General features: G+C 59.1%; 13 protein-coding genes. 10 read left to right on the top strand and 3 right to left on the bottom strand.

The annotated features are described in order from the left end of the window. The first annotated feature begins 32 nt into the window (after positions 1–32). The 6 genes from T18_RS09135 to T18_RS09110 all read left to right on the top strand — a co-directional run bounded on the left by T18_RS09135 (position 33) and on the right by T18_RS09110 (position 6,732). Positions 33–1,334: an ABC transporter substrate-binding protein gene (locus T18_RS09135; protein WP_038493940.1), complete on the top strand. Its 1,302-nt coding sequence runs from the start codon at positions 33–35 to the stop codon at positions 1,332–1,334. Between the two features lie 69 nt (positions 1,335–1,403). Next, entirely contained in the window at positions 1,404–2,342 is a 939-nt protein-coding gene (locus T18_RS09130; protein WP_003510729.1) for a carbohydrate ABC transporter permease, read from the top strand. Beyond that, complete coding sequence (locus T18_RS09125; RefSeq protein ID WP_003510727.1) at positions 2,335–3,183, top strand: carbohydrate ABC transporter permease; 849 nt, start codon at positions 2,335–2,337, stop codon at positions 3,181–3,183. The genes T18_RS09130 and T18_RS09125 overlap by 8 nt, the downstream gene beginning before the upstream one ends. Positions 3,184–3,200: 17 nt before the next feature. Then, a complete protein-coding gene (locus T18_RS09120; RefSeq protein ID WP_038493937.1) occupies positions 3,201–4,274 on the top strand; it encodes an ABC transporter ATP-binding protein in 1,074 nt (357 codons plus the stop codon). A gap of 146 nt (positions 4,275–4,420) precedes the next feature. Continuing rightward, entirely contained in the window at positions 4,421–5,473 is a 1,053-nt protein-coding gene (locus T18_RS09115; RefSeq protein ID WP_003510723.1) for a sugar phosphate isomerase/epimerase family protein, read from the top strand. Positions 5,474–5,544: 71 nt separating this feature from the next. After that, positions 5,545–6,732: a Gfo/Idh/MocA family protein gene (locus T18_RS09110; RefSeq protein WP_038493933.1), complete on the top strand. Its 1,188-nt coding sequence runs from the start codon at positions 5,545–5,547 to the stop codon at positions 6,730–6,732. 120 nt (positions 6,733–6,852) lie between these two features. On the opposite strand, the gene T18_RS09105 is transcribed toward T18_RS09110, so the two are convergent. The 3 genes from T18_RS09105 to T18_RS09095 all read right to left on the bottom strand — a co-directional run bounded on the left by T18_RS09105 (position 6,853) and on the right by T18_RS09095 (position 8,846). Then, the gene (locus T18_RS09105) at positions 6,853–7,101 is read right to left on the bottom strand and encodes a hypothetical protein (protein ID WP_038493930.1); all 249 of its coding nucleotides are present in this window, start codon (positions 7,099–7,101) and stop codon (positions 6,853–6,855) included. A gap of 115 nt (positions 7,102–7,216) precedes the next feature. Further along, positions 7,217–8,488, bottom strand: coding sequence for a glycerate kinase (locus tag T18_RS09100; protein ID WP_038493927.1), 1,272 nt, complete (start codon positions 8,486–8,488; stop codon positions 7,217–7,219). Positions 8,489–8,492: 4 nt separating this feature from the next. Next, positions 8,493–8,846 carry a DUF1304 domain-containing protein gene (locus T18_RS09095; protein WP_013761503.1) on the bottom strand — a complete coding sequence of 118 codons (354 nt, stop codon included), beginning with the start codon at positions 8,844–8,846 and terminating at the stop codon, positions 8,493–8,495. Here T18_RS09095 and T18_RS26965 point away from each other — a divergent pair. The 4 genes from T18_RS26965 to T18_RS09075 all read left to right on the top strand — a co-directional run. Further along, on the top strand, positions 8,833–9,006 hold the full coding sequence (locus T18_RS26965; protein WP_003510714.1) for a hypothetical protein: 174 nt from the start codon (positions 8,833–8,835) through the stop codon (positions 9,004–9,006). The genes T18_RS09095 and T18_RS26965 overlap by 14 nt on opposite strands. Before the next feature lie 69 nt (positions 9,007–9,075). Next, positions 9,076–9,840 (top strand): ImuA family protein, encoded by a 765-nt coding sequence (locus T18_RS09085; protein WP_025595750.1) that lies wholly within the window; start codon positions 9,076–9,078, stop codon positions 9,838–9,840. Next, entirely contained in the window at positions 9,755–11,272 is a 1,518-nt protein-coding gene (locus T18_RS09080; RefSeq protein ID WP_038493923.1) for a Y-family DNA polymerase, read from the top strand. The genes T18_RS09085 and T18_RS09080 overlap by 86 nt, the downstream gene beginning before the upstream one ends. Next, on the top strand, positions 11,269–13,805 hold a 2,537-nt coding region (locus tag T18_RS09075), incomplete at its 3' end, for an error-prone DNA polymerase (protein WP_323455216.1). The genes T18_RS09080 and T18_RS09075, both read left to right, overlap by 4 nt.

The raw sequence follows: 13,805 nt of genomic DNA, 5'->3' as shown, positions 1-13,805 counted from the left end.
AATGAGGAAATCCCCGAGGGAGGATCACGATCATGACGATTAGGCACGCAGGCGCAAGCCTGAGCGGCAGGCTGATAGGCTTTGCCACAACGACAAGCATTGCTCTCATGCTCGGCGCCGCAAGCGCCTCGGCCGCAACGGTCGTTAAATGGATGCATGTGGAATTGGACCCCAAAGCCGTGGCCGTCTGGGAGGAGATTGCCAAGGACTATGAGGCCAAACATCCTGACGTGGACGTGCAACTGCAGTTTCTGGAAAACGAGGCCTTCAAGGCCAAATTACCGACGTTGCTGCAATCCAACGACGTTCCCGATTTCTTTTATAGCTGGGGTGGCGGCGTCCTTGAGGAACAGTCAAAAACCGGCGCACTCAAGGATTTGAGCGAGGTATTCGATGCCGATGGCGGCAAGCTGCGGCAGGCCTATAACGCGGCGGCAATCGACGGCCTCTCCTTTGACGGCAAGGTCTGGGCAGTGCCCTACAAGGTCAGCCTCGTCAGTTTCTTTTATAACAAGGAGCTGTTTGCCAAGGCGGGCGTAAAGGCGGAAGACATCAAGACCTGGGACGATCTCGGCGCCACCGTCAAGAAAATCAAGGCAGCGGGAATCGTTCCGATTGCCGGTGGTGGCGGTGAAAAATGGCCGATCCATTTCTACTGGAGCTATCTCGTCATGCGCAATGGCGGGCAGACCGTGTTCGACGCCGCCCGCAAAGGCGAGGGGGAAGGCTTCATGGATCCCTCCATCATCAAGGCGGGCGAGCAACTGGCCGAGTTCGGCAAGCTCGAACCCTTCCAGCCCGGCTATCTCGGCTCCACCTGGCCCCAGGCGCTCGGCGTCTTCGGTGATGGCAAGGCCGCGATGATCCTCGGCTTTGACAATACTGAAGCCAACCAGCGCAAGAATGCCGGTGACGGCAAAGGCCTTGCGGCAGACAATATCGGTCGCTTCGCCTTTCCCGCCGTCGAAGGTGGTGCTGGCAAAGTCACCGACACGCTGGGCGGTCTGAATGGTTGGGCAGTCACGAAAAACGCTTCCAAGGAAGCGATCGATTTCGCGACCTTCCTGACCAGCAAGGAAAGTGAAGAGAAGATGGCGGCTGCGGGCATGATCCTGCCGGTTGCGACGGGTGCGGATGGAGCGGTCAAGAACCCGCTGCTGGCGGATTCGGCCAAGCAGCTTGCAAGCTCTACCTGGCACCAGAACTTCTTCGACCAGACACTGGGCGCGGCCGTTGGCCGCGTGGTCAACGATGTCTCCGTCGAAATCGTTTCCGGCCAGATGAGCGCCGAAGAGGGTGCCAAGCAAATTCAGGATGCTTTCGAGCTTCGCTGATTTCGGTTCCATGACGGCGCCGCGCGGGATGCGGCGCCGCAGTATCTGCCTGAATGAAAGCGGATAGAGATGACGGATATTTCCATGACTTCTGCGTCCATACCGGCGCGCGGCGCGTCGAAGACGAAGCGCAAGCAAAGCTCGGTCGCGCATGACCGTGCGCTGACCCTGCTGGTCTTCCTTCCGCCCGCATTGCTGCTCTTTACCCTGTTCGTCATCCTGCCCATGGGCGAGGCGGCATGGTACAGCCTTTACCGCTGGAACGGTTACGGCACGCCGACCGATTTCGTGGGCTTGAAGAATTTCCAGGTCCTGTTCGGCAATGCCGCCTTTTCGCAGGCTCTGCTCAATAACGGCCTCATCATCCTGATTTCCGTGCTGATCCAGATCCCGCTGGCGATCTGGCTTGCCATGATGCTGGCGCACCGCCTTCCGGGCGTCGTTGCCTTTCGGCTGGTTTTCTTCCTGCCCTATGTCCTTGCGGATGTCGCGGCCGGCCTGATCTGGCGCTTCGTTTATGATGGTGATTACGGCCTTTTCGCTGCCATCTCCAATTTCTTCGGCTTCGCCAATCCTTACGTGCTGGCCGACAAGGATGTGGCGATCTACGCCGTGCTTGGCGTCATCGTCTGGAAGTATTTCGGTTTCCACATGATGTTGTTCATCGCCGGCCTTCAATCCGTCGACAAGAACGTGCTGGAAGCTGCCGAAATCGACGGCGCCTCCGGCTGGCAGAAGTTTCGATACGTCACCTTGCCGATGCTCGGCTCAACGGTGCGCCTGTCCGTCTTTTTTGCGGTGATCGGCTCGCTACAGCTGTTCGACATGATCATGCCGCTCACCGGCGGCGGTCCGTCCAACTCCACGCAAACCATGGTCACCTTTCTCTACACCTACGGCGTCATGCGCATGCAGGTGGGGCTTGGCAGCGCGGTGGGTGTCGTTCTCTTCGTTATCTGCGTGACGCTCGCCTTCGGTTACAAAAGGATTTTCATGCGCCATGACTGAACCATCCACTTCCGTCCGCATGCCACTGCAAACAAAGCTCTATCTTTATATATCGCTGAGCCTGATCGCGGCCATCGTGCTCATCCCGCTTCTGACGACGGCGCTTGGCGGCTTCAAGACGCTGGGGGATCTGCGCGTCAACCCGTTCGGCTTGCCAGCCGAGTGGCAATGGGCCAATTACGGCGATATCCTCTTTGGCAAACGCTACTGGCTGCAGATATTCAATTCGCTGGTGATTGCGCTGTTGACGGTCTTTCTGACGCTGACCGTCTCGGCCATGGCCGCCTTCACCTTTGCGCATGTGAAGTTCTTTGGCTCGTCTTTCCTGCTGAATTACTTCCTGCTGGGACTGATGTTCCCGGCGGCGACCGCCATCCTGCCGCTGTTCATCCGCATCCGCGACCTCGGTCTGCTCGATACCTATTGGGGCGTGGTTCTGCCGCAGGTGGCTTTCGGGCTCGGCATGAGCATCCTTCTGTTTCGCAATTACTTCCGCAATCTGCCGGAAGAATTGTTTCAGGCCGCTTTCGTGGATGGTTGCGGCTATCTGCGCTTCTTCTGGCACATTTCGATGCCGCTCTCACGACCCATCGTGGCGACGGTTGGGATCGTTTCCTTCGTCGGCAGCTGGAACAGCTACATTCTGCCGCTGATCATGCTGAACTCGGAATCGAAATATCCCTGGCCACTCGGCATCATGGTCTATCGCGGCGAATTCGGCACGGAATGGCAGCTCGTGCTCGCCTTCATCACGCTGACGATCCTGCCGACCGTCATCGTCTTCTTCCTCGCACAGAAACACATCATCGCGGGCCTGACGGCCGGTGCCGTCAAATCGTGACTTGAAAGGAGCAAAACATGGCTTCCGTCGAACTTAGGGATATCCGCAAGTCCTATGCCTCGCTCGATGTCATTCACGGCATCTCGCTCGATATAACCGACGGCGAATTCATTGCGCTGGTCGGGCCTTCGGGCTGCGGCAAATCTACCCTGCTGCGCATGATCGCCGGGCTGGAGGAAATCACCGATGGGGATATCCTCATTGGCGGCACCGTCGTCAATTCCATGACGCCGCGCGAGCGCAATATCGCCATGGTATTCCAGTCCTATGCGCTTTATCCGCATATGACGGTCGCCGAAAACATGGGCTTCAACCTGAAGCTTGCCGGGCAGCCGAAAAACGTCATCGATGAGCGCGTGGCGGAAGCCGCACGCATGCTCGATCTCGGCAAGCTTCTGGACCGCAAGCCCTCGCAGCTTTCTGGTGGCCAGCGCCAGCGCGTCGCCATGGGCCGCGCCGTGGTGCGCAACCCGGCCGTCTTCCTGTTCGATGAGCCGCTGTCCAATCTGGATGCCAAGCTGCGCGTGCAGATGCGTAGCGAAATCAAGGCTCTGCATCAGAAAGTAGGTACGACCTCCATCTACGTCACCCATGATCAGATCGAGGCAATGACGCTGGCCGACCGGGTGGTGGTGCTCAATCACGGCCGTATCGAGCAGCAGGGCACGCCGCTCGAACTTTACAAGACACCTGCCAATCTTTTCGTTGCCGCCTTCATCGGCTCGCCGGCCATGAACCTCATCGAAGGCGTGGTCGACGGCGAGGGCGATCAACCTGCCGCCCGGCTGAAGGACGGGACGGCGATCCGCATTGCCGCCTCAAGAAATGTCAAGCGCGGCCAGCCGGTGACGATTGGGTTGAGACCGGAACATATCGGTTCGACCGTCGGCGGCGATATTTCGCTGTCCGGCAGGACGGTGTTGGTCGAGCCGACAGGCGCGCAGACGCATGTGGTCTTCGAACTGGCGGGCGATCAGGTTACGGCGGTGGTGGATGGCGAGCAATTGGTCAAGGTCAACACCCCCTTTGCCGCCACCGTGCATCACGAGCGTGTACATGTGTTCGACAGGGCAAGCGGTCTGGCGCTTTAGACGTGTTTCGTTTTTTAGTGGAATAACGAAATTCTCTCGCTCCCCGGCATTTGGGGCTTGTCTGAAAATTATGAGCGGTTAGCTTGGCAAATTGGGAGCCAAAGCGGTTTTACCGCTGAACTGTATCGATACAGGAGGAGATTTTTATGAAAACGATCAAGGGGCCGGGTCTTTTTCTCGGTCAGTTTGCCGGTGATGCTGCGCCTTTCAATACATGGGACGGCATTACCAAATGGGCAGCAGAAAAGGGTTATGCCGGCGTGCAGGTTCCCACCTGGGCCGGGCAGTTGATCGATCTGAAAAAGGCTGCGGAATCCAAGGATTATTGCGATGAATTTGCGGGTGTCGCCCGCCAGAACGGCGTCGAGGTAACCGAGCTTTCCACCCATTTGCAGGGCCAGCTGGTTGCCGTTCACCCCGCCTATGACGAAGCCTTCGATGGTTTTGCAGCACCTGAAGTGCGCGGCAACCCGAAGGCTCGCCAGCAATGGGCGGTGGAACAGGTGAAGCTTGCCCTGAAGGCTTCGAGAAATCTCGGCATCAACGCACATGCGACCTTTTCGGGCGCTCTTGCCTGGCCCTTCATCTATCCGTGGCCGCAGCGCCCGGCCGGTCTGGTGGAAACCGCCTTTGACGAGCTGGCAAGACGCTGGACGCCGATCCTCGATTACGCCGATGAGCAGGGCGTGGATGTCTGCTACGAAATCCATCCCGGCGAAGATCTGCATGATGGCGTGACTTTCGAGATGTTCTTGGAGCGTGTGAAGAACCACAAGCGCGCCAACATGCTCTACGACCCTTCGCATTACGTGCTGCAATGCCTTGATTATCTTGACAATATTGACATCTACAAAGACCGCATCAAGATGTTCCATGTCAAGGACGCTGAGTTCAATCCGACCGGCCGCCAGGGCGTGTATGGCGGTTATCAGGGTTGGGTCAACCGTGCGGGCCGCTTCCGCTCGCTGGGTGACGGGCAGGTGGATTTCGGTGCGGTCTTCTCGAAAATGGCTGCCAATGATTTCGACGGATGGGCAGTGGTTGAATGGGAATGCGCGCTGAAACATCCTGAAGACGGTGCCCGGGAAGGGGCCGAGTTCGTCAAGCACCATATCATCCGCGTCACGGAAAAAGCCTTTGATGATTTCGCATCTGCCGGCACCGATGATGCGGCCAACCGGCGCATGCTTGGGCTTTAAAAGCATTTCCAGGAAAAGTGTGAAGCCGTTTTCCGTGTGGGAATGCGCTTAGAAAATGCCGAGGAGACATTATGGCTATTGAAGGAAAGACAACCGACAAGGCGAACACGCGGATTCGCCTGGGCATGGTGGGTGGCGGTTCGGGTGCATTTATCGGCGGCGTTCACCGCATGGCCGCGCGGCTCGACAACCGCTTCGATCTCGTGGCCGGGGCCTTGTCCTCGACACCGGAAAAATCCCTCGCCTCCGGCCGCGAACTCGGGCTTGCTCCAGAGCGTTGCTATGGGTCATTCGAAGAAATGGCCGAGAAGGAAGCGCTTCGCGAAGATGGTATCGAGGCGGTAGCGATCGTCACGCCCAACCACGTACATTATCCTGCGGCGAAGGCGTTTCTGGAACGCGGCATCCATGTCATCTGCGACAAGCCGCTGACCTCCAATCTGGACGATGCCAAAAAGCTGAAGGACGTGGCGGACAAGGCGGACGCGCTGTTCATCCTCACCCATAACTACACCGGTTATCCTATGGTGCGGCATGCGCGTGAACTGGTGGAAACCGGTGCGCTCGGGAACATCCGTCTGGTGCAGATGGAATATCCGCAGGATTGGCTGGCTGAGCCGCTGGAGCAGACCGGTGCGAAACAGGCCGTCTGGCGCACCGATCCGGCGCAATCCGGTGTCGGCGGCTCCACAGGGGATATCGGCACCCATGCCTATAATCTCGGCTGCTTCATTTCCGGTCTGGAAGCCGATGAACTGGCAGCGGATGTACATACCTTCGTGGAGGGTCGCCGTCTGGACGACAATGCGCATGTGATGCTGCGCTTCAAGCCAAAGGACGGCAAGCAACCAGCCAAGGGCCTGCTTTGGTGCAGCCAGGTGGCTGTCGGGCATGAAAACGGACTGAAGGTCCGCGTTTACGGCGACAAGGCAGGCATCGAGTGGACGCAGGCTGATCCGAACTATCTCTGGTTCACGAAGCTTGGCGAGCCGAAACAGCTCATCACCCGCGGCGGTGCTGGCGCCGGTGCTGCGGCCGCGCGTGTCACGCGCATTCCCTCGGGCCATCCGGAAGGATATCTCGAAGCCTTCGCGACCATCTATACCGAAGCGGCTCACGCCATCGAAGCCCGCCGCACCGGTTCGGAGCTCGACAAGGCGGTCACCTATCCGACCGTCGATGACGGTGTCAAAGGCGTTGCTTTTGTCACCGCCTGCATCGAATCCGGTAAGAAGAATGGCGGCTGGGTGAAGCTGTAAGATCGACATGGCGTCGCGGCGTATTTCTTCCCCCTGCGGGGGGGAGAAGGGCCGGATGAGGGGGCAAGCTCTCGGCGTATCTCTGCCTGCTTTCCCCTCACGACCCACCTGAAGACGCGATCAATTTGCGCGTGTCATCTGCTGCTGCATCCGTTCAGTCACGGGGCAACCGTCCTGTATTCTCGTCCAGGATGAGACGTTGAGTTTCATTTCGCAGCGCGCGAGATAGGAGCCGCCATCGACCCTGAGGCAGGATGTCTGGCCGAGTTCGAACATGACACCGCGATTTCGGCATTTGCAATTGTGGGCATCCGCCAAGGTGGGGATCAGGGCCAGGGCTAGACCAATTACGAGCACTCCAAAACGCATGGCTGAGGCTCCAAAAGACAGGCCACCAGATTATACCTGTCCGACGGTATAGTCAAAACAGCCACCTTCAACGATGCGCACCGCAAGGCCATAACAGGCTCGAACTCTCCCGCTTTCACCCGATCAAAATCGCCCTGATATCATTTACATTCGTCAGCGTCGGACCGGTCACGACAAGGTCGCCAACCGCCTTGAAGGCGGTGTAGCTGTCGTGTCCCACCAGCGACTGGCGCGGATCGGCACCGGCGTTGCGCATACGCGCAAGCGTATCCGGCGTCACCAGTGCGCCTGCCGCATCCTCAACGCCGTCTATGCCGTCGCTATCGCCGGCGATGGCCCAGATACCGCCTGCACCCTTCAGCGTCAGCGCAAGGCTCAGCAGAAATTCCGTGTTGCGCCCACCCTTGCCGGCCAGCCCTTTGCCGATCGTCACCGTGGTTTCTCCGCCGGAAAGCAGCACGGCCGGGCCTTTGACTGGCAGGCCCTTGCGGCTGGCGGAGAGGGCGATACCCGCCATCACCGCGCCGACATCCTTTGACTCGCCCTCCAGCGAATCCCCGAGGATGAGCGGCGTAAGGCCAAGCTTCACCGCCTCGTCCGCCGCCGCCTGTAGGGCGAGCGAGGGTGTCGCGATCAGCCTGATGTCCTCTTCTATATCGCCTGCCTTCGGCGTTTCCTCGCCCTTTTCCAGCACTTTGCGCACATTCTCGGGAAGATCGAGCGCATAACGGGAGACGATTTCCCGCACATTGTTGATATCGCTCGGATCGGCAACCGTGGGGCCGGAAGCGATTTCGGAGGGATCGTCGCCCGGTACGTCTGAAATCAACAGCGAAACCACTCTGGCCGGTTTGGCGGCCAGCGCCAGTCGTCCGCCCTTGATGCGGGAGAGGTGCTTGCGCACGGCATTCATCTCGGAAATCGTCGCACCGCTGGCGAGAAGCGCGCGGTTGACGGCCATCTTGTCCGCAAGCGTCACGCCTTGTGCAGGTGCGACCATCAGTGCCGAACCGCCGCCGGAAATTAGCGCGATCACCATGTCGTCTGCGGTCAGCCCTTCAACGGCGGCAAGAATGCGTCTTGCCGCTTCCGCACTCATGTCGTCGGGCACGGGATGGGAGGCCTCGATGATTTCGATGCGCCCGGCCGGAACGGCATGACCGTAACGGGTTACGACGATACCGGAGAGGTTCACATCCGCCCAGGCCTTATCAAGCGCTGCGGCCATGGCAGCCGAGGCCTTGCCCGCGCCGACCACCACGCACCTGCCCTTGGGCGGGGAAGGAAGATGATGTTGCAGCACCTTTGCGGGATCGGCACTCGCCACTGCCGCCATAAATATGCGGTTGAGGGCGTCTTTTGCGCGGAGATCGTTCCATGCGGTCATAGGTTCATACTCCGATCCAGAGGAAGCCGAGCGCAAACAATGCCGGCAAAGCCTGAATGAACAGGATTTTCATATTTGCGGTAATGGCGCCGAAAATGCCGGCTATCAAGACACAGGTGAGGAAGAAGACCTTGAAACTCAGTCCTTCATCGCCCTGCGTGAGCCCATAGATCAATCCGGCTGCCAGAAAACCATTGTAAAGCCCCTGATTGGCGGCAAGCACCTTCGTCTGTCGCGCAAAATCCTCAGAGAGGCCGAAGGCCTTGCGGCCGGCCGGCTTTTCCCACAGCAGCATTTCCAGAATGGTGATGTAAACATGGATGGCCGCAACCACGGCAATCAGAATGCTGGCGATCATCGGCGGTTTCCTCCAAACCCTGATGTCCGGCGCGTCAATTATCCGCAAAAAGGGAGAGGCCGACCGGATAATCCGTTTTAACGGTGGTACACATGGCCGCAAGGCCATAATCCCTCTCTTCCCGCGCAAACCTGTTGAAGAGCCGCACAGCATTGCTTGACTCTTTGCTGAAATAAGAACAAAACAGGAACAATAAAACTGAAAAACCGGAATTGAAACCTGTCATGCCATGCAAAAGCGCGCGGAACAGTTGCTCGTTGTCGAAGAGCTGCGTGAAAGGCTGGAAAGGATCGGTGGCGGTCCTCACCGCCTGCACGAGGCCTTGCCTTTCGGCGTGGATGCCATCGATCACCATTTGCCTGGAGGCGGGCTGAAGCTCGGTTGCCTGCATGAGGTGAGCGGCGGCGGCAATGGCGCCGCCGATGGTGCGGCAGCGGCGCTTTTTGCGGCCGGTGTGGCAGCAAGGCTGTCCGGCAAGGTCTTATGGTGTGTTACCCGCAGGGATCTGTTCATGCCGGGATTGACGCAGGCGGGCCTGTCGCAGAACCGCGTCATCATCGTCGAATGCCGCGATGAGAAAGGCGTGCTCGACTGTTTCGAGGAAGGCTTGCGCTGCAACGGTTTTGGCGCCGTGATGGGCGAGCTTGCGAAGTTGCCGATGAATGCCTCGCGACGGTTGCAACTGGCGGCGGAAACCTCTGGTGTCACCGGCATCGCCATCCGCCGCTTCCGGCGCCCGGCCGATGCGGCGTTGTTTGGCGAGCCGACGGCCGCTGTAACCCGCTGGCGTGTCTCTGTCCGGCCATCTTCGCCCCTGCCGGTGCCGGGGGTGGGCAGGCCACGCTGGTTTCTGGAACTTTTGCGATGTCGCGGCGGCGAAAGCGCTGCATTTGAAGTGGAAGCCTGTGATGCAAAGGGTCGTCTCGCTTTACCTGCCGACATGGTCGACGGATCGCTACCGGCGTCTTTCGGGGCAGAACGCGCCGCCGGTTGAAAAGCCGCTGGTCATGATCGGCCGTCAGGGCAGCCGCCGCCTGGTGCTGGCGCTGAACAAGGCAGCAAAGGCGGCGGGCATCCGGCCCGGCACACCCGTCAGCAAGGCGCAGGCTTTGGTGCCGGGTCTCGTCGTCGAGGATCTGGATGCGGCGGCGGATGCCCGCGCCTTGCAACAACTCGCTTTTCATTTCCTGCGTATCTATGCCCCGATCGTCGCCGCAGATCCGCCTGATGGGCTGGTGCTGGATACGGCAGGTGCGGACCATCTGCACGGCAATGAGACGCTGATGTTGAGCGGCATGGTGAACCGCCTGCATGCCGCAGGCTTCGCCGCCCGCGCTGCCATTGCCGATAGCTGGGGGGCGGCCCATGCGCTTGCCCGGTTTGGCCGTGAGGAGATCGGCATCGTATCGCCGGGCGGGCAGCGGGCGGCGATCAGCGGGCTGCCGCTGGCGGCGCTCAGGCTGGAGGAGCGTATCGTTTCCGGATTGAAGGTGCTCGGTTTTCGCACCATAGGCGAACTTGCCGAGGCTCCACGGGCGCCGTTGACCCTGCGTTTCGGCCCGGAAGTGGTCAGGCGGCTTACCCAGGCTTTCGGCGAGACTGGCGAACCTATCGAGCCGGTGCGCATTGCCGAACTGGTGGAGGTGCGCCGCGCCTTTCCCGAGCCGATCGCGGCGGCGGAGACAATTGCCCGCTATGTGCAAAAGCTGGTTGCTGAGCTTTGCGTCTCGCTGGAAAAGCGCGGCCTTGGCGCACGTCGCGTCGATCTGGTGCTGCACCGGGTGGATAGCGGCTTGCAGGCCGTGCGGGCCGGCACCTCCAGACCGGTGCGTGATGCCAAACAGCTTGTCCGGCTTCTGACCGACCGTATCGACACCATCGATCCCGGCTTTGGCATCGAGATGATGGTGCTGACCGCCACCCATGCCGAGCCGCTTGTCGCCGCGCAGGCCCGGTCCTCGCTTCTGGAGGAAGGGCGTGCGGAAATCGCCGATACGGTCGATGTCATCCTCAATCGCGGCCACAGGGTCTATCGTTATGCGGCGGTGGCAAGCGACGTGCCGGAACGTTCTCTTGCCAGCGTTGCGGCGCTGGCACCTGAGGATACCCTCGGCTGGCCTTGCCACTGGCCGCGCCCGGTCAGGCTTTTTGCAAGGCCGGAACCCATCGAAACTCTGGCGCTGCTTCCGGATCATCCGCCGCGTTATTTCATCTGGAAAGGCGTGCGCCATAATGTGCGGCGCGCTGATGGGCCGGAACGGGTGTTTGGCGAATGGTGGAAACGCGACCGCGAAAAGGCCGCCGTGCGCGATTATTTCACTGTCGAAAACGAAAGCGGCGAGCGTTTCTGGATTTTCCGCTCCGGTGATGGCGAACATACCGAGACGGGCTCGCAGGGCTGGTTCATCCATGGGGTCTTCGCATGAGCACGCCGCGCTATGCCGAGCTTCAGGTGACAACGCATTTCTCCTTCCTGCGCGGTGCAAGTTCCTGTGATGAACTGTTCGAACAGGCAAAAAATCTCGGTATCGAGGCACTCGGCATCGTCGATCGCAATAGCCTTGCGGCCATTCCCCGCGCCTATGAAGCGGCCGATAATCATGGCATCCGGCTCGTCATCGGCTGCCGGCTCGATCTGGATGACGATCTTTCCGTGCTTGTCTATCCCATGGATCGCCCGGCTTACGGGCGGCTTTGCCGGCTGCTTTCCGTCGGCAAGAAGAGGGGTGGCAAGGGTAAGTGTCGGCTCACATGGGACGATCTCGTAGCTTATGGCGAAGGCCTTATCGTGGTGCTGCTCGCCGATCTGGCTGACGATCTCTGCGCGCTTCGCCTGCGCCGGTTGAAAGCCGCTTTTGCTGACCGGGCCTATATGGCGCTGAGCCTGCGAAGACGACCCAACGACCAGATGCGGCTTTTCGAATTGTCGAATATGGCTGCAGCCGCTGATGTGCCGACTGTTGTTACCAATGACGTGCTGTTTCATGTGCCCGAGCGTCGCATGCTGCAGGATGTCGTTACCTGCATCCGGCACAATTGCACCATTGACGAGGCGGGTTTCCGGCGCGAGCGGCATGCCGACCGCTATATGAAGCCGCCTCAGGAAATGCACCGGCTGTTTGCCCGCTACCCGGAAGCACTGGTCCGCAGCCTCGAAATCGCGAAGCGTTGCACCTTTTCGCTGAAGGAGCTGGTCTATCAATATCCTGAAGAGCGCAGCCTGCCGGGGCTGACGGCGCAACAGGCGTTGGAAAAGCTCGTCTGGGAAGCGGTGCCGGGGCGTTATCCGGATGGTCTGCCGGAGAAGGTCGAAAAGGCGCTGCATCATGAGTTGGATGTTGTCGGCAGATTGCAATATGCGCCCTATTTCCTGACCGTGAGTGCCATTGTCCAACAGGCCCGTAAGATGGATATTTTGTGCCAAGGACGCGGTTCGGCAGCAAACTCGGTTATCTGTTTCGTCCTTGGTATCACTGCCATTGATCCTGCTCGTTTCAGCAATCTCGTCTTTGAACGTTTCGTTTCCGAAAACCGGGGTGAACCGCCTGATATCGATGTGGATTTCGAGCATCAGCGGCGTGAGGAAATTATTCAATGGGTCTACAAAACCTATGGCCACGATAAAGCCGCGCTTTGTTCAGTCGTTACCCGCTATCGTGGTCGAGGGGCATTGCGAGATGTTGGTAAAGTACTAGGTCTGCCAGAGGATCTGACCAAACTTCTATCCTCGCAGGTCTGGCGCTGGAGCGAGGGCGTTGGCGAAAAACAGGTCAAGGAATTGAACCTCAATACAGAGGATCGTCGCCTGCAACTCGCTTTTGAATTAGCCAACCAGCTTGTTGGCACGCCACGCCATCACAGTCAGCATCCCGGCGGCTTCGTGCTTTCCCATGATCGGTTAGATGAGCTCGTCCCGATTGAACCAGCTGCCATGAACGATCGACAGATCATCGAATGGGATAAGGATGATATCGATATCGTGCGGTTCATGAAAATGGATTGCTTAGCGCTTGGAATGCTCTCCTGCATGAAGCGTGGCTTCGATCTGTTGGAAGCGCGTACTGGAGAGAAATACGATCTCGCTGCGATGCCGCCGAATGATCCTGCAACATTTGCAATGATTCAAAAGGCAGACACGCTAGGCACTTTCCAGATCGAAAGTCGGGCGCAGATGTCAATGTTGCCCCGTTTGAAGCCCGTCGAATTTTACGATCTTGTAATTCAGGTCGCTATCGTTCGTCCCGGTCCCATTCAGGGAGATATGGTCCATCCATATTTGCGGCGCCGTCAGGGAAAAGAGCCCGTTCGATATGAAAAACCAGAGCTTAAAAATATTCTCGAAAAGACGCTGGGTGTCCCGCTATTCCAAGAGCAGGCCATGAAGATTGCCATCGACTGCGCCGGTTTTTCTCCCGGCAAGGCGGACCAGTTGCGCCGCGCGATGGCGACTTTCAAGAATGTCGGCACGATCTCCAAGTTCCAGCAGGATTTGATCGATGGCATGGTGGAACGCGGCTATGACGAGGACTTCGCCAAACGCATCTTCAAACAGCTAGAAGGGTTCGGCAGTTATGGTTTCCCGGAAAGCCACGCGGCGTCCTTCGCGCTGATTGCCTATGCTTCCGCATGGCTGAAGTGCCATCATCCGGATATTTTCTGTGCCTCGCTTCTGAATTCGCAGCCCATGGGCTTTTACGCCCCGGCGCAGATCGTGCGCGATGCGCGCGATCATGGGGTGGAGGTTCGCCCGGTTTGCGTCAACAACAGCCGTTTTGATTGCACGCTGGAGCCCACGGGCAAGAAGAATGCGAATGGTAAAGAGCGCTACGCCGTGCGTCTTGGCCTGCGCATGGTGAAGGGGCTTTCCAACGATCATGCAGCAAAAATCGTCGCCTGCCGTCAGGATCGCGATTTCGTTTCCGTGGACGATCTCTGGCGGAGGGCAGGTGTTCCCGCCGC

Source organism: Rhizobium sp. TBD182, from assembly GCF_001950375.1.
GTDB classification, from domain to species: domain Bacteria; phylum Pseudomonadota; class Alphaproteobacteria; order Rhizobiales; family Rhizobiaceae; genus Agrobacterium; species Agrobacterium tumefaciens.
The sequence above is the reverse complement of the archived record's forward strand: the minus strand, read 5'-3'. Positions and strand labels throughout refer to the sequence as shown.